Origin of the sequence: Shewanella sp. 10N.286.51.B2 (assembly GCF_041469265.1) — a bacterium.
GTDB lineage: Bacteria > Pseudomonadota > Gammaproteobacteria > Enterobacterales > Shewanellaceae > Shewanella.
This window is the reverse complement of record NZ_JBFRKH010000046.1, coordinates 74029-98688: the sequence shown is the minus strand read 5'-3', so window position 1 is coordinate 98688 and position 24660 is coordinate 74029. Positions and strand designations below refer to the sequence as shown.

At 40.1% G+C, this 24660-nt stretch carries 22 protein-coding genes, 1 tRNA gene and 2 pseudogenes; 19 read left to right on the top strand and 6 right to left on the bottom strand.

Features of this window, described 5'->3' with window-relative positions:
* Positions 1-4: 4 nt before the first annotated feature.
* From AB4140_RS13035 to AB4140_RS13005, 7 genes are all read left to right on the top strand, one after another.
* Complete coding sequence (locus AB4140_RS13035) at positions 5-637, top strand: YchE family NAAT transporter (RefSeq protein WP_102438165.1); 633 nt, start codon at positions 5-7, stop codon at positions 635-637.
* Between the two features lie 236 nt (positions 638-873).
* Positions 874-961: transfer RNA gene (locus AB4140_RS13030), tRNA-Ser, on the top strand.
* 438 nt (positions 962-1399) lie between these two features.
* Positions 1400-1573 (top strand): hypothetical protein, encoded by a 174-nt coding sequence (locus tag AB4140_RS13025; protein WP_157936124.1) that lies wholly within the window; start codon positions 1400-1402, stop codon positions 1571-1573.
* Between the two features lie 47 nt (positions 1574-1620).
* Entirely contained in the window at positions 1621-2022 is a 402-nt protein-coding gene (locus AB4140_RS13020; protein WP_303462328.1) for a DUF3465 domain-containing protein, read from the top strand.
* Positions 2023-2065: 43 nt separating this feature from the next.
* Positions 2066-2287 (top strand): hypothetical protein, encoded by a 222-nt coding sequence (locus AB4140_RS13015; protein ID WP_372001226.1) that lies wholly within the window; start codon positions 2066-2068, stop codon positions 2285-2287.
* Between the two features lie 143 nt (positions 2288-2430).
* Positions 2431-3189: a CPBP family intramembrane glutamic endopeptidase gene (locus tag AB4140_RS13010; RefSeq protein ID WP_372001224.1), complete on the top strand. Its 759-nt coding sequence runs from the start codon at positions 2431-2433 to the stop codon at positions 3187-3189.
* Between the two features lie 375 nt (positions 3190-3564).
* Complete coding sequence (locus tag AB4140_RS13005; RefSeq protein ID WP_102436208.1) at positions 3565-5151, top strand: BCCT family transporter; 1587 nt, start codon at positions 3565-3567, stop codon at positions 5149-5151.
* A gap of 70 nt (positions 5152-5221) precedes the next feature.
* Here the strand turns inward: AB4140_RS13005 and AB4140_RS13000 are convergent, their stop codons facing one another.
* Positions 5222-5938: a 3'-5' exonuclease gene (locus AB4140_RS13000; protein WP_102436210.1), complete on the bottom strand. Its 717-nt coding sequence runs from the start codon at positions 5936-5938 to the stop codon at positions 5222-5224.
* Positions 5939-5941: 3 nt separating this feature from the next.
* Positions 5942-7825 carry a DUF294 nucleotidyltransferase-like domain-containing protein gene (locus tag AB4140_RS12995; protein ID WP_372001221.1) on the bottom strand — a complete coding sequence of 628 codons (1884 nt, stop codon included), beginning with the start codon at positions 7823-7825 and terminating at the stop codon, positions 5942-5944.
* 267 nt (positions 7826-8092) lie between these two features.
* On the opposite strand from AB4140_RS12995, the pseudogene AB4140_RS12990 reads away from it, so the two are divergent.
* The 7 genes and pseudogenes from AB4140_RS12990 (at position 8093) to AB4140_RS12960 (ending at position 13164) form a co-directional block, all read left to right on the top strand.
* Positions 8093-9091: pseudogene (locus AB4140_RS12990) on the top strand (transposase).
* A gap of 428 nt (positions 9092-9519) precedes the next feature.
* A complete protein-coding gene (locus AB4140_RS12985; protein WP_372001219.1) occupies positions 9520-9867 on the top strand; it encodes a hypothetical protein in 348 nt (115 codons plus the stop codon).
* A 113-nt stretch (positions 9868-9980) separates the two neighbouring features.
* Positions 9981-10250 (top strand): annotated as a pseudogene (locus AB4140_RS12980) (DUF885 family protein); the annotation flags it as partial.
* A gap of 205 nt (positions 10251-10455) precedes the next feature.
* Entirely contained in the window at positions 10456-11220 is a 765-nt protein-coding gene (locus AB4140_RS12975; protein ID WP_372001217.1) for a response regulator transcription factor, read from the top strand.
* 209 nt (positions 11221-11429) lie between these two features.
* Positions 11430-12560 (top strand): M14-type cytosolic carboxypeptidase, encoded by a 1131-nt coding sequence (locus AB4140_RS12970; RefSeq protein WP_102436220.1) that lies wholly within the window; start codon positions 11430-11432, stop codon positions 12558-12560.
* An 8-nt stretch (positions 12561-12568) separates the two neighbouring features.
* Complete coding sequence (locus AB4140_RS12965; RefSeq protein ID WP_076536453.1) at positions 12569-12886, top strand: zinc ribbon domain-containing protein; 318 nt, start codon at positions 12569-12571, stop codon at positions 12884-12886.
* A complete protein-coding gene (locus tag AB4140_RS12960; RefSeq protein ID WP_102436222.1) occupies positions 12883-13164 on the top strand; it encodes a YeaC family protein in 282 nt (93 codons plus the stop codon). The genes AB4140_RS12965 and AB4140_RS12960 overlap by 4 nt, the downstream gene beginning before the upstream one ends.
* Before the next feature lie 106 nt (positions 13165-13270).
* On the opposite strand, the gene ansA is transcribed toward AB4140_RS12960, so the two are convergent.
* Both ansA and sppA read right to left on the bottom strand, forming a co-directional pair.
* Positions 13271-14281 (bottom strand): asparaginase, encoded by a 1011-nt coding sequence (gene ansA / locus AB4140_RS12955; RefSeq protein WP_102435808.1) that lies wholly within the window; start codon positions 14279-14281, stop codon positions 13271-13273.
* Between the two features lie 162 nt (positions 14282-14443).
* Entirely contained in the window at positions 14444-16285 is a 1842-nt protein-coding gene (gene sppA, locus AB4140_RS12950) for a signal peptide peptidase SppA (protein WP_372001214.1), read from the bottom strand.
* A gap of 163 nt (positions 16286-16448) precedes the next feature.
* Between sppA and AB4140_RS12945 the strand changes: the two genes are divergently transcribed.
* Positions 16449-18464 (top strand): FAD-dependent oxidoreductase, encoded by a 2016-nt coding sequence (locus tag AB4140_RS12945; RefSeq protein WP_102476844.1) that lies wholly within the window; start codon positions 16449-16451, stop codon positions 18462-18464.
* A 148-nt stretch (positions 18465-18612) separates the two neighbouring features.
* Positions 18613-19278, top strand: coding sequence for an SDR family oxidoreductase (locus AB4140_RS12940; RefSeq protein ID WP_102439803.1), 666 nt, complete (start codon positions 18613-18615; stop codon positions 19276-19278).
* Positions 19279-19396: 118 nt separating this feature from the next.
* Here the strand turns inward: AB4140_RS12940 and AB4140_RS12935 are convergent, their stop codons facing one another.
* Positions 19397-21253: an SLC13 family permease gene (locus AB4140_RS12935; protein ID WP_372001212.1), complete on the bottom strand. Its 1857-nt coding sequence runs from the start codon at positions 21251-21253 to the stop codon at positions 19397-19399.
* A gap of 61 nt (positions 21254-21314) precedes the next feature.
* Positions 21315-21497, bottom strand: a complete 183-nt coding sequence (locus tag AB4140_RS12930) for a hypothetical protein (RefSeq protein WP_102439805.1) — start codon at positions 21495-21497, stop codon at positions 21315-21317.
* A 522-nt stretch (positions 21498-22019) separates the two neighbouring features.
* Between AB4140_RS12930 and AB4140_RS12925 the strand changes: the two genes are divergently transcribed.
* The 3 genes from AB4140_RS12925 to AB4140_RS12915 all read left to right on the top strand — a co-directional run bounded on the left by AB4140_RS12925 (position 22020) and on the right by AB4140_RS12915 (position 24598).
* Entirely contained in the window at positions 22020-22859 is an 840-nt protein-coding gene (locus tag AB4140_RS12925) for a hypothetical protein (RefSeq protein WP_372001210.1), read from the top strand.
* A gap of 2 nt (positions 22860-22861) precedes the next feature.
* The gene (locus AB4140_RS12920) at positions 22862-23881 is read left to right on the top strand and encodes a Kelch repeat-containing protein (protein ID WP_372001208.1); all 1020 of its coding nucleotides are present in this window, start codon (positions 22862-22864) and stop codon (positions 23879-23881) included.
* Between the two features lie 210 nt (positions 23882-24091).
* Complete coding sequence (locus tag AB4140_RS12915; RefSeq protein ID WP_372001206.1) at positions 24092-24598, top strand: cupin domain-containing protein; 507 nt, start codon at positions 24092-24094, stop codon at positions 24596-24598.
* The last annotated feature ends 62 nt before the right edge of the window (positions 24599-24660 follow it).

The window sequence follows — 24660 nt, the reverse complement described above, 5'->3', positions numbered from 1 at the left end:
GCTCGTGGATTTAATGCTTTACGTTAAGTTTTTCTTAGGATTGATAGCAATTATCAACCCTGTGGGCTTATTGCCTGTGTTTGTGACCTTAACCAGTCACCAAACTGAGGTAGAACGTAACCATACAGGTAAAGTGGCAAACTTTGCCGTGGTGATTATTTTGTTAACCACGATTTTTATTGGAGAGCATATTTTAAATATGTTCAGTATCTCTTTATCAGCCTTTAGAATTGCCGGTGGCAGTTTGATTGCGATCATCGCGATGTCTATGCTGCAGGGTAAATTGAGCCAAGTGAAACGTAACCAAGAAGAAGACCGTGAAGCATCAGGCATGGAGTCGGTTGCTGTGGTACCACTGGCATTGCCATTAATGGCTGGTCCTGGCGCCATTAGTTCAGTTATTGTATTTTCTTCTACTAATAACTCATTGGTGGACATGATAGGTATGTCCATTACGGTGATTATTTTTGGTTTAATGAGTTTTGGTTTGTTCAGAATGGCACCGATTATTTTTAAGTTGCTAGGTACAACAGGCATTAACGTCATCACGCGTTTAATGGGGCTGCTAATGCTTTCAATTGGTATTGAAGTGATAGCTGCCGGTATTAAAGGTTTATTCCCAACGCTAATGAGTTAATAACGTGCTTTATTTAATCAATCGAGCAACGGAATTGCTCGATTTGAACAGCAAACGTTCAAGAGTTTGTAAAACATCGATTTCTGCTTGACCTCAAATACGCATTTGCGTAAAGTACCGCTCGTTCTACAACATAAGGTTTTTCATAATTACCTTATATTCAATAGTGTTAACTTATAGCAGTATAGATAAATAGAACCGTGCCACTCACACGTTAAAATGAATGCAACAAATTAGGTGACGTGTCCGAGTGGCTGAAGGAGCACGCCTGGAAAGTGTGTAAAGGGCAACCTTTCGAGAGTTCGAATCTCTCCGTCACCGCCAAATTCTCCAAGCTATTTTTATTTAAATCAACAAGTTATTATTTATACCTCTAAGCTATTATTTAAACCTCTAAGCTATTAATTAAATCCTCAAGTTATTCTTTAATTTAAAAAATTGATTTGTTTTAGCAAACTCAGTATAAAAACTAGGATTTTATTAATGCTTAGTATTTTTATACTGACATCAGCAATTAATCATCACTATAAAATTATCCCTCATAAAGACTTTGTCAGCCTTAACACTGTTCTATCATCTACATTTAGTGTCGTCGATATGAATTTGACAAGTCAAAGCGTGACTTATTTGAGTCTTGTACCTTTTGAGTCTGTTGCTATTTTGTTATATCAGTTCAATGATTTAGCTAAACTAATTTTCCTTTCGATTTTGTTTTTAGCGGCGTTAAATTAATTTAGGTATCTAATTAAAGGGGATTTTTATATGTTCGCACAAATTTTTATCGTTTTTGTAGGCTTAGCCAGTTTGATTTTAGGTATACAAGATGGCGATTATTTATGGGCTTTTTGTGGGCTGATTATGTTTACAGCTTCGGTTGTAACACTCTATTACCTTAAAACGGGTAAGGTATTTGGCGACGATAAAAACAACCAATAAATGATTCACTTGAACGATTAAAGCAAATACTTTTAAGGATAATAATGATGAAATGGCTATTTATTTGTCTATTTACTTGCCTATTGGCGCTGACAAGTGTGTTACCCGTCGGGGCAAATGATACTGTCATTCAGCGCGCTTATGAGTCTAAAAGCGGCGATGTTCAAGTTAACGGCAGTGGTCGTGTGGTTCATATTCTTGCTGATGATAATCAAGGCTCAAGGCATCAAAAATTCATTCTAAAACTCAATAGTGGCTTAACCTTGCTGGTAGCCCACAATATTGATTTAGCCCCGAGAGTTTCAAATTTGCGAGTTGGTGACCTTGTTGAGTTTTATGGTGAATATGAATGGAGCAAAAAAGGCGGGGTGATCCATTGGACCCATGCAGATCCTGCAGGGCGACACGCCGAAGGCTGGTTAAAGCATGATGGTACTACCTATAAATAATTAATGTTTTTTTAGTTTTATTAGATCAACAAGGAAGTTTTAAATGAATATTAGTATCACCAACAGAAATCTACTACTGCGCATCTTAATCAAAGGTGTTTTACTTTGGGGGATCTCAACTGCGATTTTATTCCAGTTGATTATGCACTTAACAGGAGAAGAACACTTTTTTGATGGCATAGTGCTATCTTTAATTACTTTTCCTATTGGTGGTATTTTTTATGGTTATTTAACTTGGCGATTGCAGCATAAATCAAAAAAATAGCTTTATATATTATAACGGCCATATAGGTCGTTCATTTAGTGGAGTAAAGCTTGAACATTACTAGAGATAGCGTACTAACGCTGGCGACATTTTTCTCACTGGTTATCGTATTTTATGTTGTAGGCTACTGGTTAATTTTTAGGATGGGTCAAGCAACACCGCTAATGCTCTCTGTTGGCGCTGCCACTATCTTAACGTGTATTATTCGTAAGCGGAGCCTTTCAGGTCTTGGTTGGCACTGGGGGCAGTGGAAATACCAATGGCTAAGTTATCTTGTTCCTTTTGCCATCGCGTTAATGGCATACCTGTTGGTTTGGTTATTAGGTGTCGCAGACTTTTATGATGCTGATTTCTTGTTTACACAAAAACAAAAGTACAATTTAGTTCATTGGAACGACGCCAGTATATTTTTATTTCATTTTATATTAGTTGCGACAATCAGTTTTTTTGTGTCTTTACCTTCGATATTAGGCGAGGAGATTGGCTGGCGTGGTGTACTTGTGCCTGAGCTGTCTAAGTTTATGTCTTTCACTGGTGTTGCCCTCGTGAGTGGATTGGTTTGGTCCGTATGGCATTGGCCACTGATCATCAAAAGCTTATATGGAAATGATGTCACTCCTTTATATTATCAGCTCATCATTTTCAGTGTTTTTATCATTTCAACTGGGATGATAATGACTTATCTGCGGTTGAAAACAGGTAGTTTGTGGACTGGGGTGATATACCACATGAGTTCAAATATTTTTATTCAAAAAGTATTTACACCGATTACGCTGCAAAAAGCCGATTCGAGTTGGTATATGGATGAATTTGGTGTCATTACTGCGCTGGTAGCAGCTTGTGCTGCGTTTTATTTTTGGCGCAAAGGCAGGGTTGAATTCAATGATTTGAAAACGCTTTAAATTAAAAATGACTAATGCTATCTACGCATTTTAAACATTTATCTCTAGTCGATATTTAAGCGCTTACTCATAGTCAATTTTAGAATCGCTGATATGGCTTAACAATAAGCCATATCACTGGTTGATAAAACAGCCCAATCACTTCAAAAAAGCAGAATTTCAAATGCTTGGCCATTTATGCGCTAAAGTTAACTAGACTTTAAACTTAGTTGCTAATCCGACTAAACCTTAGCAGACATTTTAGCCAGAACGTTTAACTCATAGTGTGTCAGGTCACATCAAGGGCAGCTTTTGCCAGAATAGACAGCAAGTTGCCGCTAAATAAAGTAAAATAACCTTTCATGTACTAATGAAGTTTGTTCTAAATGAGGATTAATGAATAGCAATAACGATAAATATAGTATAGACAATACCGATTACACAGTCGGACAAGATAACATTCAAAAGTGGGGCTTTGACGTCCACAACCCTGTTTTTGGGATCAGCGCCTCCTTAATTGGACTCTTCTTAATCGCCATTCTCTTGGTTGAACCAGAAACATCAAAATCTGTATTAGATGGCATAAAATGGAAAATTATAGGTACTTTTGATGGCCTATTTATGTGGTCTGCCAATCTGTTTGTGTTGTTTTGTTTGGCAATGATCATTTCGCCATTTGGTAAAATTCGCTTAGGTGGTGATGAAGCCAAGGCCGATTACTCAATGTTGTCATGGATAGCCATGCTATTTGCCGCGGGAATGGGCATTGGTTTAATGTTTTGGGGGGTAGCAGAGCCTGTAGCTTATTTCACTGGCTGGTATGAAACACCACTTAATGTCGAGCCAAACACACCTGAAGCTGCGAAGTTAGCACTGGGTGCCACCATGTTCCATTGGGGCTTACATCCATGGGCCATTTACGGTGTAGTATCACTATCACTTGCTTTTTTCGCTTATAATAAAGGCTTACCGCTTTCAATGCGTTCAGTTTTTTACCCAATATTGGGCGATAGAACTTGGGGTTGGCCAGGCCACGTTGTTGACATTTTAGCGGTACTTGCCACTTTATTTGGTCTGGCGACATCCCTCGGCCTTGGGGCTCAACAGGCTGCCAGTGGTTTTCACCATGTATTTGGTATGGATAATGGCTTAATGCTGCAAGTCGGCATTATCGTGATAGTGACGTTAATTGCTGTGGTTTCTGTGGTTCGCGGTATTGACGGTGGTGTAAAAGTTATCAGTAATGTCAATATGTTGTTGGCGCTGGCATTAATGTTATTTGTTATATTAGTGAGTTTTGCGGTTTCTATGGGTACCATTCCCATGACCGTAATGGGCTACATTGAAAATATCATTCCTTTAAGTAACCCAATGGGTCGTGATGACGAAGCTTGGATGCATGGTTGGACCGTGTTTTATTGGTCTTGGTGGATATCATGGTCTCCTTTTGTAGGTATGTTTATAGCGCGTATTTCCCGTGGCCGTACCATCCGTGAATTTATGATGGCTGTATTGATTGTACCTACAGTGGTGACAACTTTGTGGATGTCAGTATTCGGTGGCGTTGCGATTGATCAAGTGGTCAACAAGATTGGTACCTTAGGTGAGAAAGGCTTAACAGAAGTGCCTTTAGCGATGTTTGAGATGTTTGATGCATTGCCAATGGGCAATATATTATCGTTATTGGCCGTTGTATTGGTACTCGTATTCTTTGTAACCTCATCAGATTCTGGTTCACTGGTGATTGATAGCATCACATCAGGCGGTAAAGTCGATGCACCCGTTCCTCAGCGTGTATTCTGGGCCTTTATTGAAGGTGCGATTGCTGCGGGTCTACTTTGGGTTGGTGGCACCCAAGCCATTGAAGCATTGCAGGCTGGTGCGATTTCAACGGCTTTACCATTTACCATTATTTTATTGGTGATGTGTGTCAGTTTGATTATGGGTCTGCGAACTGAAAAAAGGCCTGGGTTAAGGAGCTAACCTAAACCTAAATCAAAACCAAAGCCCAGTTTCACTTGTCATTATTCAAGTGAAACTGGGCTTATTCGATCTATACCCATAGCTTTTTTATCGGTGTGTCTGGGCTAAAGTGGTACTGAATTTGAGCTTGCAGTAATTCAGCGGTTGCGATGGCATCGGTTAATGCATCGTGTGGTGGATAGGTGGGTAGATTGTATCGGCTACGACTATTAGCAAGTCGAATTGATGCTGGGCGAGTGTTTCTCAGCCAATCTAAAAAGCTTCGGGGTTTTGCCTGTTGAATATTAGCTTCGAGCTGCATGGTATCAACTACAGGGAATACAATCCCTTCGTTTATTAAACTGCGAAGTGCGGCGTCAAAAAAATCTCGTTCTATTCTGCGATAATGCACTACCACAATTTTGCCTGCCAACTCATCTAATAGTTGTTCTAAAATTCGGAGTAAATCAGGTGCGCCTTTTAAGTCTGAATGGGTAATACCATGGATGATGATGGAGTCTTCTTTGAGTTTATCTTCTGGTGAGATAAACCAATGTTTCGCCTTTCGACAGGCGATGCGATCTAAGGTAAACGGCACCAAACCTATACTAATAATGCTGTTTTGGTTGGCATCTAAGCCAGTTGTTTCGAAATCTACAGCGACAAATTCAATATCTTTCAGTTTGATTTCTTCGTGGTAAGTGCTGGCATTATAGAATTTTTTTAATCTGCTATCTTTACTTTCTTTGGCTTTGATTTGCAAAAAAGCTTTCCAGTTTAAAATTTCTTGGTTTGTAAAAAGTCGCATTAATTATCCTTGCATGCTGCTAGCACTGTAGCGGAACTTTAAAAAGTTTTGCGCACTACTTAGTACCAAAAAAGCATCTTTTAAATTACGTCTTTCAAAATCAGACATGTTTTCAGGTTCAATATTATTATCAGGTTCTTGATCCGATTGAATATCTAATGCTTGATGGCGAATGCGAACTAAAGAGATAAACTCCATTGCATGCTGTAAATCTTTACCTTTTGACGGCGGTAAAATTCCGGCTTCGATAATGTCTTCTAAGCGATCAAATGAATTTTGCGATTGTGAGCCAATGGCGAGGGCGTGGACACGGATAAGATCAGCTAATGGCGCGGTGCCACGGCGCTTTAAATTAATTGAGTTGTTATGGCGACCGTCTTTTTCCATGACAAAGTCTTTAAAAAAGCCCAGTGGTGGGGTGCGATTAATGGCGTTTCTTGCAAGGCAGGCTAAAAAGCGATTATTCTTTTTTGCTTTTCTGAGTATAAAGGCGTTGAGCTGTTCAGCCCATTTGGGTCTACCGTATACCCCATATAGATCAAAAAAGATTGAGCAGTTTAATAGTGCTTGAGGCTTTGGATTATCAATCCAGTCGGCAAAACACTCTTCCCATTGGGATTGGGTTTTTCGATACTCTGGATTTGTTGCCATTATGTCACCGGTGCAATAAGTGTAGCCACAGGCAGCTAAACCATCACATACATAGGTGGCTAATTGCTTAAAGTATTCACCATGAAGTGATTCTTGATATTGATTATCTAAAATAATCGCATTATCTTGATCCGTTACAATAAGTTGCTCATCACGAGCCATAGAGCCTAATGCTAAAAAACAATAGGGCACGGGTGGCGGTCCTAATCTTTCTTCAGCCAACTGCAGTAAACGCTGCTTAAAACTTCTACCAATTTCAGACATGGCGCGACCCACCATGTGTGAGTTTGCATCTTCGTTGACCATACGCACAAAACAATCTTTAAGCTGATGTGACAAGATAATTAAGTCATCAATACTGTTTTGCTGAAAAATACTGCTAACAATCAATAAGCTGTTTTGGGATTCATAGCGAATAATGTCACTGACTTCAATTAAACCAATAGGTTGTTTGTTTTTTAATATCGGTAAGTGATGAACGTTATACCTGAGCATCAGCAGCATGGCTTCAAAAATATAGGCGTTATGATCTAAAGAGATAAGCTCGGTGGACATGACCTCTGCAACTTGGGTTTCTACATCTAACCCTTGGGCGAGCACCTTTGCACATAGATCTCGCTCAGTGATGATTCCCACAAAGCTATTACCACCTTCATCGGCAAGATTGGGGTCGTTAATAATGGCCGCTGATACATGCTCTTCAGACATGGTTTTAGCCACGTTTTGAATGGTGGTAGTAATGGGTAGCATCACAGGTTCGCGACTCAGTAGCGTTTTAACCTTCGAAGTAGTGAGTGAGTTAGCATCGTCGCTATTGTCCTCAACCGCTTGCTGTAAACGAATGCTACCTTCGACCTCAACAAAGTCAGCAAAGGCGTCATAGCGCTCGCAAAAGTCTTCAAAAATACTTTCAGGAATACAGTAGAGTAGGGAGTCTTTGAGGGATTTTGCAGGTAAGCGTACTTTATTATTGGTCAGTAGCCCCATTTGGCCGAATAAGCCTCCTTGATCAAGGCGGTTATACAGTTCCCCTGAACGTCGGTAAACCTCCACGACACCACTGCGGATCATATAAAGTTCGTGTATTTTATCATTAAAATCAATGATCATACTGTTAGCACGACTATAGGATATCTCGACACTTTGTGATACTTCGATTAATGCCTCTTCTGGCAATTGATCAAAAGGTGGGTACTGGCGGATGAAGTTACGAATTTCAAGTAGCTCGACTTCCATTATTCGCTCGATATTAGGGGGATTTGAATAGATGTTAACTAGTATATGGCATATATAGGTGATCTGCAGCTTGGTGGGTCGCAGACTGGTATTAATATCTAAATATTTTCATCGTTTTAAAATAATAGCAGCGAAATATCGTTAATCTTTAACCATTCAATCAAGTCTGTTGTAAAAGCTTAGTCATGGTCATACAGTCGATTTTATGTCTTTGCTCATTAGCGGCTAAAAACCACCTCTAGGTCTTTTTAATGGTGGGTAAAATAGATGCCGCGCCCTCGTAGAAGCCAAATTAGCCTAGAACTATTACCAACGAGATAACCCTTATTATCATTGCTGTAGCCGTGTGGTTCGCCGTGCATTCTTTTAGAGTAAAGAGTATGTGGTGATGATAAATACACAGGTAACAACTATGACCACAGACGTGGCTGGGTTGAATCACTCATTCTTTAACTGACAGATGTGTTTGCCATTGATGTGGCGGCTTATGCGGTGATGTCTAATCATCTGCATGTGGTGTTACACATTGATATTGAAACAGTAAATAACTGGAGTGACCGCGATGTGGTGATGTAATGGCATAAGTTGTTTAAAGGCGATGGGTTAACCCAAAAATTTGCTAAAGGTCAGCTCATTGAACCTCACGAGGTAGTAAGGTAAAAGCACAGCATCGCTATTTACCGTAGCCGCTTATGTGACATCTCTTGGTTTATGCGCTGCTTGAATGAACCGATAGCCAGACAAGCCAATCAAGAGGATAACTGCTCGGGTCGATTTTGGGAGGGCAGGTTTAAATCTCAAGCGCTTTTAGATGAAGCGGCAGTTTTAGCCAGTATGGCCTATGTGGACTTAAACCCCATACGCGCCAATATGGCCGCCACACCAGAGCAATCAGACTACACCAGTATCCAACAACGAGTAAAAGCGGCAATAAAAGGTGAGCAGCCTAAAACCTTGTTGCCATTTATTGGTAATGAACGTGCTAACCAACCCAAAGGCATTGCATTTTCATTAAAAGATTACCTTGAGTTAGTGGATGATACAGGGCGCTTTATTCGTGATGATAAACGCGGCGCAATCAGTCAAAGCAGAGCGAAGTTACTCACCAGGCTTAATATTCCACAACAAAACTGGCTTAAAATCACCACCGAATTTGGTCAGCTATTTCATGGCCCAGTGGGCTCACTGCAAGAGCTAACACAATACTGTGAGCATTTACAAAAACGGCGACGGCACTTTGCTACAAGCTGCCAGCATTTTCAGTAAGCAGGCACGTTAAATAGGTTTAATATAACTAATATCACCAAAGTTAAACACTCAAAACCATCATCCTTGCATGGTTGCAAAGTGACGGCTTAAAAACGGTAAATTAAGCCGAAAACACTCAAATATCATCATTATCAACCTTCAAAGCCCACAACCAAACGCTGCGGGCTACTTAATCAAGCATGTTCACTTGTACAAAGTTGAAAAGGTCGTTATGTTATTGATTTACATTGGCTGTCTAGTTTGTTTCGTTTTATTTTTTTTTAGTAAAGATGGCTGGCGCATAAAGTTATTCTGTCAGCTACTAACAAGCTGCTAAATCCAGGTTCACCAAGGTTGTCACGCCATTGCTGAGCAAATAGCCCGCCAGCATATGGTCCACTTATTAGCAGGGCGTTATGCGTTTGTAGAAATGATAGGTAATTATTATGAATGATTTAGTAAACTCATTACAAGATATCGGTTTTAAAGCCAAAGTCAGAAAAGGAAAAGTTTTGGTTACACTTGACGGGCTGTCCAATCCAGTTTCAATAGTGAAAGATATTGCCGCCGATGAATACAAGGTGAAAACGAATGACTCGATTCAAGCGATAATGGCTTTTATTTTACTATTTTTTGGCCTATTCGGTGTTTTAGCGGACAATGATTTAAAATTTACAAACGCTGCACTTATTTCAATAGCAATGTTCTCTTTCATCACCGTGTTACTTACAGAGTTCAAAGTAAATAATCTGCGCTCTGCGATAGCGGAAATCAATCGTGGAAGATGCGCATAGCAAAGCGTTTAAGAGGGATTCTTGCCGCGTGGCATTTTTGGTATGCGGTGATTTTTGTGGTGAAATTGGTCTGCGGAAAGTTGGTTTAGGCGGCACTCACCCCTTAACGCAGCGTTAACGGCATGACAGAAGAACAAGCCATTGAGTTAATGACTAACGAGGCGTTCCAGCAGCAAGCTGAAGCAGAAGGAAAGTGGCGCAGGGCAACATTAAGCCAAGTGCAACTAACCAGTTACTACTCTGGCTATCGTGAAATTTATGATTTACGTGAAGAACTAAAACAAACACAGGGTGAAGACTTCGATTTAAAGAGCTTCCATGAACAATTTTTAAGTTATGGCAGTGCACCAGTAAAATATATTAAGCAATTAATGGTTAACTAATTATGGCAATAAGCCATCAATGTAAGTTGCTTCATTAAGCAAATCTGCATTAGTAATACCTAAAAAAGGCCTGAATAATCAGGTCTTTTTCATTTTTGTGAGCTAGGTTCAACAACCGTGCAGAAGCTTTACACTCCACATATAGTATTTTGATCATGACAGTGCTAATCTAAATGGTAATAGTTACCATTTAGATTAAGTCGTCATGAAAAAGATCCTCCTCATTGACCAGCAGCTAAAAAAAAGCTTGCCCTTATGTCAGCAATTACAACTTTTAGGCTATGTTATTACCATTGTTGATAACGGCTTTAATGCCTTAGTTGCAATGGAAAGTAATCAGTTTGAAGTGATTTTACTGGACTCTTCAGTAACACAAATGGATGCTTTTTGGTTACTCATGGGTAAGCATTGTCAAACACCCGTGATTGTTATTACCAACAATGCCAGTGTCGATGAACGTATTGCTGCATTTGAACTGGGCGCTGATGATTATTTACCTGAGCCTATTAATGTGAAAGAACTTTTACTGCGTGTGAATGTGCTTAATCGACGCACAACAAAGCAAACTCACGATTCAATGACTCATATTGCCAATATTGATTTTGCTGTTATCGAATCACAGTTAACCAGTGGACAAATAGAGCAAACTACCGAAAAACAACATATTGAACAAAGCGCCAATGTGGAGTTTGATGATGATAATAACGCGGTAATATTTAATGGTCAGCAATTAAATCTTACTCAAACAGAGTATCGTTTGTTCAAATATTTGTTTCAGCGTAAAGGAGAAATCGTCACTAAATCAGAATTGCAAATGCGTGTGTTGCATAAAGAGTTAGGCGAGTTTGACCGTAACCTTGATATGCACATCAGTAATACCCGTAGAAAAATGGCCAAAGAAAGTCTACCAAGAGAACTCATCAATACGGTTAGAGGTAAGGGCTATTGCTTTAGTCCATTATTTAGCTAATCTCATTTAACGTATCCGTTAACACCTAGCTAATGTGATCTTACAGGGGCTTTTTATTGTATTGGTATTAATAACCCTCATCAGCAGAAAATTAAGTCACCATATTGAATAGATGTAGAGCAGATGCTGTGGATTTGATTTTATTGCGTAACGGCTTTTGATAAGATGCAGGGATAACGTCGATTATAACCTTACATAAAGGAAGTCCTATGCGTATTAGCGCGAATTTTGATGGCGGCAACATTGAGACCATTAGTTTAGACAAGCACGATGACATTCAACTCGCCATTAGACCTGATGAAGGTGGAGAGTTTTACCAATGGTTTAACTTCCGTATGGAAGGTCAAATTGGTCAAACTTACACATTGAATATCGTTAACGCAGGCAGTGCCTCTTACCCGAAAGGTTGGGAAAATTATCAAGCCGTTGCTAGTTACGATCGCCAGCATTGGTTCCGCTTACCGACAACATATCAAGATGGTAAATTATCAATCCAAGTTGATTTAGATTGCGATGCCATTCAAATTGCTTACTTTGCGCCTTACAGTTACGAACGTCACTTAGATCTGATTAGTTCAGTACAACTTCACCCATCAGTTAAACTAGAAAATTTAGGTTTAACCCTTGATGGTCGTGATATGAGCCTGCTAACTATTGGTGATAACGATCCTTCAAAGAAAAATATTTGGATTACCGCAAGGCAGCACCCTGGTGAAACCATGGCTGAATGGTTAATTGAAGGCCTGCTAAACCAATTATTAGACAGTGATTGTCCAACCTCGAAACTGCTATTGGATAAAGCTAATTTCTATATCGTGCCAAACATGAATCCTGACGGAAGCGTCAGAGGCCATTTACGTACGAATGCTGTTGGAACTAACTTAAATCGTGAGTGGGAGTCGCCTAGTTTAGAGCGAAGCCCTGAGGTTTATTATGTTACCAATAAGATGAAAGAGACTGGTGTAGATTTATTCTATGATGTTCATGGTGATGAAGGCTTACCTTACGTGTTTGTTGCTGGCTGTGAAGGCGCACCAAATTACACTCCACATATGGCCAAGTTACAAGAACAGTTCCTTGCAGCGTTAAGTATGGCAAGTGCTGATTTCCAAACTAAATATGGTTATGACAAAGATGAGCCAGGAAAAGCGAACTTAACCGTTGGTTCTAACTGGGTCGGCAACACATTCAAATGTCTAGCGAATACCTTAGAAATGCCATTTAAAGACAATGACAACTTAGCCGATCCTGTGGTTGGTTGGTCACCGGCGCGCTGTGAATATTTAGGTGAAGCATCACTAGTTGCGATGTTGGCTGTGGTTGATAATTTAACAGAATAGGCAGTTTTATGGCGTTAATCGAATGTCCTGTGTGTCAAAAGCGAATTTCGAGCAAAGCAAAACAGTGCCAATACTGTAAGGCTTCTGCTGATGGCGATAGTGATTCAAAAAGAACAATTTCACACATTCAGAAGTCTAATAAATTAATGAATCAAATGATGTTGTTTCTAACGCTATTTATTGCAGGTGCAGTATATGGTTTTTGGGGCGGCGAAGTTGCCACTGGAACGGATGCATATATTGCAGGTAGTTGTTTTGCTTTTGGCTTTGTTGGCTACATTATTACTCGAGTCAGAAGTCTAATACATAAGCGGAAAAGTGTATGAATGATATTAATAAAGTCATAGATGAAATGCCTGATGAGGTTTATCAACGTTTACGCGCAGCGGCAGAAACGGGTAAATGGGAAGATGGCACAGTGCTATCTAGCGAGCAAAAAGAGTCAACGTTACAGGTAGTGATGTTGTATCAAGCGCGTAAGTTAACTCAAACTGATCATTTTACAATTGCTGCTGGTGGCGAGATAAACGAGCTGTCTAAATCACAGTTAAAAAAACAATTTCGCGGTGAAGCTATCGCAGAATTTAAAGAGCCAGAACTATAAACTGATTTTTAGTTATCTCTAGTGAATTTATTTCAGCAAAAAAAAGCCGCATCAAAGATGCGGCTTTTTATTGTCTAAAGTACATTACATATTTATTTTCAGAAATTTATTCAGTTAGCTCACCCAGTAAGTTTTGCTGCATTGCGATTTTTACTTCATTTGAAGTTAAATTTTTTGATAGTAAATAATGTAATTTAGCCAATGCTGCTTCAATGGTCATATCTGAGCCGCTAATCACTCCAGCTTTGGCTAATGCATTACCCGTCGCATAACCCCCCATGTTCACCTTTCCTTGAAAACACTGGGTTAGATTAACAATTACAATGCCACGTTCATCAGCTTGTTTAAGGGTATCTAATAAGGCTTTATCTTGAGGCGCATTCCCAACACCAAAGGTCAGTAAGATAAGTGCTTTTACTGGCTGCATTAAGATGTTGTTAAAAATCTCAGTTGAAATACCTGGGTATAAGGTGATCACGCCTACAGGTTGCGGGCTGATGTTAATCACCTCTAAGGGCTTAGTGGTGGGCTCGGTGATCTTACCTGCACGTAAATTAATTTTGATCCCAGCTTCTAACAATATAGGAAAGTTAGGTGACGCGAAAGCATCAAAACCATCAGCATGGGCTTTGGTTGAGCGGTTGCCCCTGAACAACTTATTATTAAAGAATAAACACACTTCAGCGACGGGATAATTCGCCGCAATATACAGTGAATTAAGCAGGTTAGTTTGCCCATCTGAGCGCAGCTGAGCTAATGGGATTTGCGAACCGGTTACGATAACAGGCTTGGATAGCCCTTGTAACATGAATGACAAGGCAGAAGCCGTGTATGCCATGGTGTCAGTGCCATGCAAGATCACAAAGCCGTCGTAGTTATGGTAATTGGCTTTGATGTCATTGGCGATGCGCTGCCAATCAGGTGGTGCCATGTTTGAAGAATCAATCAATGGTGAATATTCATTAATGACAAAGGTTGGCATTTCTTCATGGTAAAATTCTGGCATGGACTTTACACAATCAGTTAAAAATCCTGCCACAGGTGCAAAGCCATCATCGGTTTTGCGCATACCAATCGTACCGCCAGTATAGGCAACGTATATGGAGCGTTTTGTCATTGTAATGAATTCTCAACCACTTAAATTATATAATCTGCAAATTATACGGCTTGAGCTGAATAAAACCCAATAAAAAAGCCCGAATAACGGGCTTTTTTGAAGATAATTCAATTTGATCTTATTCTGACTTCATGCCTAACAAGATTAAACAATCACAATAGCTTAGTAATCGCAGAGTTCGCAATACATGTATAGGCCATTGGGATCATCAAACTGAGTCATTTGTTCAACAACAGTGCGCCATTGACCCATAAATTGTTCAACCATAGGTGACTGTGTGGTTGCTACAGGTAAATATGTTGCAGCAGATGCGAGCATTTTTTGCATGAAGATTTGCTCGGTTGTGAGCTCTTGCTCGATGACTTTAGTATCAAACTTTACCATTTCAGCCATTTCAGCCGCTTTAGCAATGGCGCTATCCATATCGCCAAGTTCGTCAACCAACCCCAGTTCAACGGCGCGGGTGCCAGACCAAACACGGCCTTGGGCAATGCGGTCAACTTGTTCTAACGACATGTTTCGTTCAGTGGCAACTAACGAGATAAATTCATGATAGCCGTGTTCAATATGGCGTTGTATGACAGCAGAAATATTTGGGTCTAACTCACGGGTCGCCGAAATACCAGCCCATTGCGAGGTCGACACACCATCTGAGTTAATGCCCCAATTGGACAAGACTTTTTCAAAGGTGGCAAACATGCCAAAGATCCCGATAGAACCAGTGAGGGTAGTTGGAGTGGCATAAATGTAATCAGCACTTGCTGAAATCCAATAACCGCCAGATGCCGCTAGGCTACCCATACTGACCACTACGGGTTTACCAGCCTGTTTAAGGGCAATGACTTCTTGTCTAATTTTTTCAGAAGCAAATGCACTCCCACCTGGGGTGTCGACACGTAGCACGACTGCTTTAACTTTGTTATCAAAGCGGGCTTTCTTTAATAGTGCTGAAGTGCTCTCGCCACCAATTTGTCCCGCTTGTTGTTTGCCATTGAGGATATTACCTTTGGCGACCACAATGCCGACAGATTCTTGTTCTATCAGTGAAGGAATTGGCTGTACTAAATTAAAATATTTAGAAAAAGAGATTTGCTTGTATGAGTCGCCATTGGCTTCTTGACCTACGGTTTTAAGCATGGCGAGTCTAAATGACTCATCTGAGACTAATTCATCAACCCAATTCATTTTTATCGCTAATTGAGCTGAGTCACCGTTAACACTATCAAGTTCCGCTAGGTAGGTTTGTGGGCTTAATACGATATTCTCGGTCGCAATTTGACGGTTAGTGGCAATGGTTGTTTCAAAGTTTTGCCATAAGTCAGTAAGCAGGGCGTTGCTGGCTTCTTTTGCCGGCGCTGACATATCATCACGGATAAAGGGTTCGACCGCTGATTTGAAAGTGCCGACTCTAAATACATGGGTGCTGATGTTCATTTTCTCAAGTGCGGTTTTAAAGAACATACGATAGCTGCTAAGGCCTTCAAGTGACACGCCACCTTTATGGTTGAGATAAATGGTATTCGCATAACTTGCCAGGAAGTATTGATTTTGCTCGTATGAATTGCCAACAGCAACCACGGTTTTACCCGCTTCTTTAAACTTGTTTAAGGCATCACCAATGGCGGTCATTTTACTGATCCCACCACTACGTAAATTGCCCATTTTCAATACGATGCTATTAATACGTTTGTCATGAGTGGCATTTTCAATGACGTAAAGAATGTCGGCTAAAAGTATTTCTGCTTCCGGATCATCAGTGTTACTTTGTTTAAATATCGCTTCAATCGGGTCAACATGACGTTTTTGATCCACAATGCTGCCAGATAGGTTTAAGACTAAGGCAGATTGATCTTCAATGGTGATTTCTTCTTCAGATGTCATAGCCATAATGATCATGGCAATGATGCCGAAGAAAATGATATTGAGGATTAATTTACGAATACCGTTGATGGTTTTCCAAGTAAATCCAAAGAATCTCTTAATTAATGAGGGTTTAGCGGACATTAGCCACTCCTGTAACATTCTAATAGTGTAATGCTAACTGATCTTGAGTGATTTTGGGAAATTGAATTGTAACGGTTTTTAACAATAGCTACGCTAAATGATTGAGCTTATGATTATGTCGTTGTATGCTAGTTTAAATCACTTGTTTAAAAAGGATGTTTGAATGTCGTTTCCACATTTATTAGAACCCTTAGATCTAGGCTTCACCAAGTTAAAAAACCGTGTATTGATGGGTTCAATGCATACGGGTCTAGAAGAAGAAAAGGGCGGATTTGAGAAACTAGCTGCATTTTATAAAGAACGTGCAGCAGGTGGCTGTGGCTTAATTGTCACCGGTGGCATAGCGCCAAATTTCAGAGGTCGGCTAGCGCCTCATGCATGCCAATTAAGTTTTCCTTGGCAAGTAAGCAAACATAAAATTGTTACCGATGCAGTCCATGAAGCGGATGGCAAAATCTGTATGCAAATTCTACATGCAGGCCGTTATAGCTACCATCCATTTTCATTAGCGCCAAGCAAAATAAAATCACCTATTACCCCTTTTACGCCGTCAGCAATGTCATCAAGACAAGTGCGTAATACCATTAAAGATTATGCATCTAGCGCTGCGCTTGCAAAAAAAGCGGGCTATGACGGTGTTGAAGTAATGGGCTCAGAAGGCTATTTAATTAATCAGTTTATCAGTTCGCGTACCAATAAACGTACCGACGAGTGGGGCGGTGACTTTACTCAGCGTGCTAAATTCCCCGTTGAAATTGTTAATGCTATTCGTGCCAAAGTCGGTAGCGATTTTATCATAATATTCAGGCTTTCTATGCTTGATTTAGTCGACAATGGCTCAAGCTGGGATGAAGTAGTGCAACTGGCTAAATGGCTAGAAAGTGCTGGTGTGAGCATCATCAATACCGGCATCGGTTGGCATGAAGCACGTGTACCTACCATTGCCACCAGTGTGCCGCGCGGCGCTTTTGCATGGGTGACTGAAAAACTCAAATCAGAAGTTAATGTGCCATTAATTGCGACTAACCGTATTAATACCCCTGAAATTGGTGAATCAATTATCGCATCGGGTCAGGCTGACATGGTATCAATGGCGCGGCCTTTCTTAGCCGATGCTGAATTTGTTAATAAAGCGGCAGCTGATCAAAGTGAATTAATCAATACCTGTATTGGTTGTAACCAAGCGTGTTTAGATCATACCTTCTCAATGAAACGTGCTACCTGTTTAGTTAATCCACGTGCATGTTATGAAACTGAGATTAATTTTACCCCAACCACAGGTAAAAAACGTCTTGCGGTTATGGGCGCAGGCCCTGCTGGAATGGCGTTTTCTGTATATGCCGCTTCACGTGGCCATGAAGTAGTATTGTTTGAAGCTAAAGACGAAGTGGGCGGCCAATTTAACTTAGCGCGTAAAATTCCAGGTAAAGAAGAGTTTCACGAAACCATTCGTTATTTCAAAAATCAAATGAAGCTGCATAATGTCGAATTACGATTAAACACCCGTTTAGATGCAGCAGTATTAGCCACTGAAAAGTTTGATGAAGTGATTATTGCCTCTGGGGTTGTCCCACGGGCGTTATCCTTACCGGGATTTGATGATCCTAAAGTGGTTGATTATCAGCAAGTGCTAAAAGGTGAAGTAGAGATTGGTGATAAAGTTGCGTTAATCGGTGCTGGCGGTATTGGTTTTGATATGGCGCATTTCCTGTGCGAGAAGGAATCATCAACATTACAGCCTGAAAAGTGGTTAAAGCAATGGGGTATTGATAAAAGCTATCAACATGCTGGCGGTTTAACTGACGAATCAGAGCATAACCCAAGTCGCGATGTGTATTTACTGCAACGTAAAACCACTAAAATGGGTAAAGGTTTAGGTAAAACAACCGGCTGGATCCATCGTAGTGTTTTAAAGCAGCATCAAGTGAATATGAAAACCGGTGTTAGCTATGAAAAGTTTGACCAACAAGGGTTACATATTAAAGTCGGTGAGCAGTCAGAAATTCTTGCGGTTGATAATGTAGTCTTATGTGCAGGGCAAGAGTCTAACCGCACATTAGTCGATGAGATGAAAGCGTCAGGGTTACCAGTTCACCTTATTGGTGGTGTTGATGTTGCCGCTGAATTAGATGCTAAACGCGCTATTAGACAAGGCGCTGAGCTGGCCATGGCGATTTAAGCTTAAGGTGAGTATTAATTAAAAAACCTAGCAATTTGCTAGGTTTTTTTGTTTACTGATAATATTCACTATTTGTATTAAATATAATTACTAAGTTTACTTATTGAGGTTTGTTTCAATGCAGAGCTCAGTGTTTAAGGATTATCCTATGTCAAAAAACGTTGTTATTACGGGTGCAAACCGCGGTATTGGTTTAGCACTAGCAAAACTATTCAAGCAGCAAGGTTATAAAGTGTTTGGATTATGCCGTCATACTTCTGATGAGCTCGACGATTTGGGTATTAACGTGATAACTCAAATTGATGTGGCTACCGATGAGGGGATTCATAATATGAAAACCTCACTTGCTGGTGTGTTAATTGACGTACTGGTGTGCAATGCGGGTATTTTACGTGATGAGCAGTTAGCTCATCTGAACATAGATACGATTCGCCAGCAGTTTGAAGTAAACGCACTGGCTCCGTTGCGTATTGTTGCTGCGCTACAATCACAACTAAATGTTGGTGGTAAAGTTGCGATGATAACCTCAAGAATGGGCTCTATCGAAGATAATACCTCAGGTGGTCGTTATGGTTACCGTATGTCAAAGGCTGCTTTAAATGCTGCATCAATGTCGTTAAGTCATGACTTAGCATCAAAAGAGGTTGCGGTCGGTATATATCACCCAGGTTATGTACAAACAGATATGGTAAATCATGGCGGTGATATATCAGCAACTGAATCAGCTGCGCGTATTGTAGGTTTAATAACGCAACTTGATATGAGTCAAACTGGCGTATTTAAACATTCAAACGGTCAAGTGTTGCCTTGGTAAGATTAAAGGCAAAACGTCAAAACTGATTATTAAAAAGCCCATTGCTGATCACAAGCGATATAAAATATAGCATTGTGAATGCATTATGTGGAAGCTATTAGAAATTCAGCAATGTTGATTAAAATGGCCACACCCATAGCAGCATAGGTATGCTCACTGACACCACAATAAGTTCAAGTAATAAACCCAGTCGCCAATAATCCCCAAAGCGAAACCCACCAGGACCGAGGATCAGGGTATTGTTTTGATGACCTATTGGCGTTAAAAACGCGCATGATGCCCCAATCGCTATGGCCATTAAGAATGTATCAGGGTTAACCCCAAGTTGGGCTGCAGTACTGATCCCGATCGGGCACATGACTGCTGCAGTGGCGACATTATTCATCAAATCAGATAAAAACATGGTCACAATTAACACCAAAAATAATGCGCCAATGGCATGGCTCTGGGCAATATTATCCAGTAAAAATTGGGCAATTAAATCTGCGGTGCCAGTTGTGTACATAGCATTAGCAACAGGCAGTAAAGCCGCAAGTAAAACAATCACAGGCCAGTCGATTGAAGTATAAATAGAGCGGATTGGTACTAAGCCAAATAAAGTAAAGGCAAGGGCGCCTGCTACAAATGCTACCGCTGCTGGCAGTATTCCGAACGCTACAGTAATGAGGGTAATTATCATGATCAGTGACGCAGTTAGTGCATGTCCTTTTTTGGGGACGCGAATATCACGCGCCGCCAAAGGTAAGCAGCCGTACTGAGATGCAAAACCTGATACAGATTCAGGATCACCTTGAAGTAATAATACGTCACCGGCTTTTATCGGGGTAGATCGTAAACGTTTTACTGAGCGGTGGCCTTGGCGAGAAATGGCGAGTAAATTGATACCATAGCGGTTACGTAATTCAATATCGGATACCGAGCGATTAACTATTGTGGTGCCTGGCATTACGACTAGCTCCTGCATGATAATTTCTGCAGGCTTACTTGTGTCATTATCATCTTTAGCAGATTCTGGTGTTGATTCGTCGCCTTTTTTTTGCAGTTTAGTTTCAACCACTGCTACAGTTTGCGCTTCTTCTGTAATAGCGCTTTCTGGTTCAAGTTCTAGCCCTAGGCTAGAAAGTGCTTTAGGGATAGATTCCGGTTCGACTTCTATGATCAGGATATCACCAGTTTGTAGCACTCTATTTGGATTTGGGGCCGTGAGGTGTACCTCGCGACGGATCATGCTGATAATTTGAGCATCGGCCTCATCAAGCAATTTATCTACTTCTCGCAGATTCATTTTTTCAGCAATACTGCCAGCCACAATATTAACTTCACAGAAGTAATTACCGGTATCAAAACTGCCAGATGAAGATTGTTTGCGACTGGGTACGATATGCCAGCCAAATAAACCGACAAACACGATTCCAGCCAGAGCAATACAAACACCTACTGGCGAAAAGTCAAACATGGTAAAACTACCTAATCCGCTGGATTCACGAAATCCAGAAACGACGATATTTGTTGGCGTACCAATTAAAGTTGTCATCCCGCCTAAAATTGAACCAAATGCCAGTGGCATTAATACTTTCCCTGCAGGTAAGTCATATTTAGCAGCCATTTGAATCGCAATAGGCATTAGTAATGCAAGGGCGCCTACATTATTCATAAACCCTGATAGCAAGGCCGCCAAACTGATCAGCGCCAGTATACTCAAGGTTGGTCCCGCTTGAGCTGGTAATAAGTACTTTGCCAATATATCGACAGCACCGGAGCGTTGCAGGCCATAGCCTAATACCAGCACACCGGCCACAGTGATGACTGCTGGGTGACTGAAACTTGTAAAAGCTTCACTGCTTGGGACTAGACCTGTGAATACACAAACAAGCAAGGCAGACATAGCGACTAAGTCATGACGCCAGCGCCCCCATAAAAAAAGCGCCATAGTAACGAATAAGATTATGACAATGATAATTTGATTTGGTGACATGGTATTTGGTCTTTAGAGGATGGTTGTTGAAATGATTATTTAGACCTATCGGCTATTGAAGTCACACTACCTCGTCAATAGATTTAAATTGCGGTAAACGTGGGTCTCGCTGTTTTCTGCGGTCATAACGAACGATAGCCGATTTGTTTTTGCGGCGCTCAACATAAGATCGTTGCTCAACTATGTAATGACCATCAACTAAAACAGTATCGGCAACCTTGGGGATGCTTTTTCTCACAGTCATGTACAACCTACAGATTTATATTCAGATTATCTAAAGCATAGGTGACACATTGTAGTTCTGCTAAGTAAGTCGCTAATTATTTAATGTTTAAAGGAGGGGTACCAATGTATAGATTGCTAATCTTGCTGAGGTTTGCCAATATTTTTTGACCACTAGAGCTTTGAAAATTCACATCTAATTAGGTGACCGCATTAAGCATAACACTCCAGTCTAAATACATTAGTTTAAGGCAATAAAGAGTAGATTTTTCAATGGTTAAATCTTGGGTGATAAAGTTGTTAATAAAAAGTTGTTGAATATCGTATCGTTAAGACGTTATGGTAATGGTCAGTATAACCATAACTGTTGATGGGTTGATATTTTGATAGTCAATTTGTTCACTAAAAAAACAGCTAGCATAACTTTATTCTTTCTAGCTGTACCTGCTGTTTAAGTTCGCTAACAGTCGAAAAATCAATGCTTTTGATAGAAAAAAATAACTTAATGTTTGTCTAAACATAATAAATAACCATGAGGCTCTACATGAAATACATAACTCAATCTCTCTTGTTCATCATGGCGCTATTTTTATCATTTAATGGCGCTGCCACGGAACAAAAGTTCGACATAGACAAAGACTTACTACTTTTAAACTTTGATCTTAAAACGGATGTTGATGATGTTCATACCATTGCAGCATTCGATTTATTACTGCAATCAAAGGAATATGAAAACTTGAATTACTACGCTATTAGCGGCACTTACGGCATACAAGCAGGCGCCTATGTACCGGCAAATAACCTATTCGATATGGTGTTCAAGCAAAACTGGACAGATGCACATAACGACAGACAAAACTCTATCTATAGAAGCATCAAAAAGATAAACAAAACATTATCTTTAGGTGGCAATGTTTGGATGGTAGAGGCAGGGCAAAGTGATTTTACTCAAGAAATATTAGTAGCACTTAGTGAATTCAATATCTCATTTTCCAAAGATCAAATAATCGTAGTGCAACACGCCGATTGGAATGAACAAGAAACTAGCGTGGATGCATTAAATTACGTTAAGCAAAACACCACTTACATAAGAATTGCTGACGGTAACAAAGAAGGAAACGGTACCCCAGGATTTAACAATCAATCCTACTCAAGTAAAAATCTTGAAGATACCAAGCTTTTGTCAGCAAAAGTTTGGAAACAGGCCAATGAAATATGTACAAAATATAATGGTATTAATGGGCGCTACGATAACAAGGCGATTTCAGCTGGCGGTACTGACTTTTCTGATTTAGTTGAAGTCACTTATATATTAGATATTCAAGACACACCAACGGTAGCGGCGTTTTTTACTAAGTATAACAAAACGCTTTTAGAGAAATAGCCATGAAAATTACCCATTCCCCCCTTTCTTTGGTGGCCTTGTTTGTTTCACTATTTGTTTCACTATTTGTTGTACTTAACGCAACAGCCACAACCACTTGGCAGCAAATAGCAACGTCGAACTCTTTCTCTGCACGCCACGAAGCGGGCTTTATCAAATTTGAAGATAAGGGTTATTTAATTGGTGGCAGAGGAATAAAAGCCGTTGATGAGTTTGACCCTAATTTGTTAATGTGGCGCCCTTTACAAGAATCCCCCATAGAGCTACATCACTTTCAACCAAGTGTATGGAAAAACAAAATTGTTATTGCAGGGGCGTTAACTGGAGCTTATCCCGCTGAGACGCCAGTTGAAAATATTTATTATTTTTACCCCAATGAAAACAAATGGGAAAAAGGTCCTGCTATTCCACCAGCAAGGTTAAGAGGTAGTGCCGTTGCTGTTGTTAAAAACGATTCCCTTTACCTTATTGGCGGTATTACTAACGGTCACCTAGATGGCAATGTTAACTGGGTTGATCGCTATGACTTTATGACCAATACCTGGACTATTCTAAATGATGCCCCACACGCGCGAGACCATGCTCAAGCTGCGCTAATAAATAATCATATTTATGTTGCAGGGGGACGAAGAACTCTAGGCAAGCACAATCAAGTCTTTGAGTTAGTTGAAGGCAAACTTGATGTATTTAATATCGAGACTAATCAATGGCAAGTAGTGCGAAACGAATTACCAATCCCACGAGCTGGCATTGCAATATTCGCTCATCAAAATAAATTGATAGTAGTCGGGGGAGAAAGTGCCGATCCCAATAAAGCTCATGAAGAAGTTCACTTATTTGATAGCCAATCAAAACAATGGCTTAAAAAGCCTTCTTTAATTCAAGGAAGACACGGGAGTGGTGTTATCGAAGCAAATGGCTACCTATGGATTGCCTCAGGTTCTGGTATGCAGGGTGGATCACCCGAATTAAATTCAGTTGAACTCATTAAGCTCGATGCTATTTTTAATAATGATAAATAGCTTAATAATGACAATGCAATATACCTAAAATTGATAAGTTAATCTGAATCACAGATAAGAATATATGTGTCTCTGGTTATATTAATACCTGAAAATTTAACAAGTTGGTGAAGGGGCTATTGGATCAGATAAATAGGTAGCCGGCTGAGTACTTTTTTATGAAAGTGCTTAAGTTAAAGTTGGCAATTTATTTACGATAAGGAACAAGCTATGAAAAATAATCTGTCAAAAATGGCAAAAGTATCGGGATTTTACTTAATTATTTCGATATCTATAACTTTTCTGACGTCGTGTGCCTTTGTAAAAAATACAGATTCGAATGAAACTAACGCTTTAAATAATGAATCAAATAGTCATATTCAATCTAGTATTGTTAACTTTGAAAACACCCATAAGACAGCTTACGATGGTAGTGATTTCTACACCTATTTTTACGGCGAAACAATAGGCACCAAGGATACAATTGTGGGTTTGGCAATTATAGAACCTAACAACGAAATTCATCCGCCTCACCAACATGCTGAAGAGGAGTATTTATACATTGTAGAAGGCTCGGGTATTTGGACGTTAAACGGCGTAGAAACACCTGCAAAAACTGGCGATGTATTGTATGTTTCCCCCTGGGACTTACACGGCATATTTAATACTGGCGATGTATCAATGAAGTTTTTTATTACTCGAGCAAGTAGTAAAGGCGTTAATGTCGAAAAACCTTAACCGGTGAAATAATAGTCAGCTTTAATGCAAAAAAAACCAGCAAATCTATTTTTAATAGTATT

What these genes read in the sequence shown, in the direction of transcription:
- AB4140_RS13025 (WP_157936124.1), top strand. Translation starts at nt 1,400, where the DNA reads ATGTTCGCACAAATTTTTATCGTTTTTGTAGGCTTAGCCAGTTTGATT.
- AB4140_RS13020 (WP_303462328.1), top strand. Translation starts at nt 1,621, where the DNA reads ATGAAATGGCTATTTATTTGTCTATTTACTTGCCTATTGGCGCTGACA.
- AB4140_RS13015 (WP_372001226.1), top strand. Translation starts at nt 2,066, where the DNA reads ATGAATATTAGTATCACCAACAGAAATCTACTACTGCGCATCTTAATC.
- AB4140_RS13010 (WP_372001224.1), top strand. Translation starts at nt 2,431, where the DNA reads ATGGGTCAAGCAACACCGCTAATGCTCTCTGTTGGCGCTGCCACTATC.
- AB4140_RS13005 (WP_102436208.1), top strand. Translation starts at nt 3,565, where the DNA reads ATGAATAGCAATAACGATAAATATAGTATAGACAATACCGATTACACA.
- AB4140_RS13000 (WP_102436210.1), bottom strand. Translation starts at nt 5,938, where the DNA reads ATGCGACTTTTTACAAACCAAGAAATTTTAAACTGGAAAGCTTTTTTG.
- AB4140_RS12995 (WP_372001221.1), bottom strand. Translation starts at nt 7,825, where the DNA reads ATGGAAGTCGAGCTACTTGAAATTCGTAACTTCATCCGCCAGTACCCA.
- AB4140_RS12985 (WP_372001219.1), top strand. Translation starts at nt 9,520, where the DNA reads ATGAATGATTTAGTAAACTCATTACAAGATATCGGTTTTAAAGCCAAA.
- AB4140_RS12975 (WP_372001217.1), top strand. Translation starts at nt 10,456, where the DNA reads ATGAAAAAGATCCTCCTCATTGACCAGCAGCTAAAAAAAAGCTTGCCC.
- AB4140_RS12970 (WP_102436220.1), top strand. Translation starts at nt 11,430, where the DNA reads ATGCGTATTAGCGCGAATTTTGATGGCGGCAACATTGAGACCATTAGT.
- AB4140_RS12965 (WP_076536453.1), top strand. Translation starts at nt 12,569, where the DNA reads ATGGCGTTAATCGAATGTCCTGTGTGTCAAAAGCGAATTTCGAGCAAA.
- AB4140_RS12960 (WP_102436222.1), top strand. Translation starts at nt 12,883, where the DNA reads ATGAATGATATTAATAAAGTCATAGATGAAATGCCTGATGAGGTTTAT.
- ansA (WP_102435808.1), bottom strand. Translation starts at nt 14,281, where the DNA reads ATGACAAAACGCTCCATATACGTTGCCTATACTGGCGGTACGATTGGT.
- sppA (WP_372001214.1), bottom strand. Translation starts at nt 16,285, where the DNA reads ATGTCCGCTAAACCCTCATTAATTAAGAGATTCTTTGGATTTACTTGG.
- AB4140_RS12945 (WP_102476844.1), top strand. Translation starts at nt 16,449, where the DNA reads ATGTCGTTTCCACATTTATTAGAACCCTTAGATCTAGGCTTCACCAAG.
- AB4140_RS12940 (WP_102439803.1), top strand. Translation starts at nt 18,613, where the DNA reads ATGTCAAAAAACGTTGTTATTACGGGTGCAAACCGCGGTATTGGTTTA.
- AB4140_RS12935 (WP_372001212.1), bottom strand. Translation starts at nt 21,253, where the DNA reads ATGTCACCAAATCAAATTATCATTGTCATAATCTTATTCGTTACTATG.
- AB4140_RS12930 (WP_102439805.1), bottom strand. Translation starts at nt 21,497, where the DNA reads ATGACTGTGAGAAAAAGCATCCCCAAGGTTGCCGATACTGTTTTAGTT.
- AB4140_RS12925 (WP_372001210.1), top strand. Translation starts at nt 22,020, where the DNA reads ATGAAATACATAACTCAATCTCTCTTGTTCATCATGGCGCTATTTTTA.
- AB4140_RS12920 (WP_372001208.1), top strand. Translation starts at nt 22,862, where the DNA reads ATGAAAATTACCCATTCCCCCCTTTCTTTGGTGGCCTTGTTTGTTTCA.
- AB4140_RS12915 (WP_372001206.1), top strand. Translation starts at nt 24,092, where the DNA reads ATGAAAAATAATCTGTCAAAAATGGCAAAAGTATCGGGATTTTACTTA.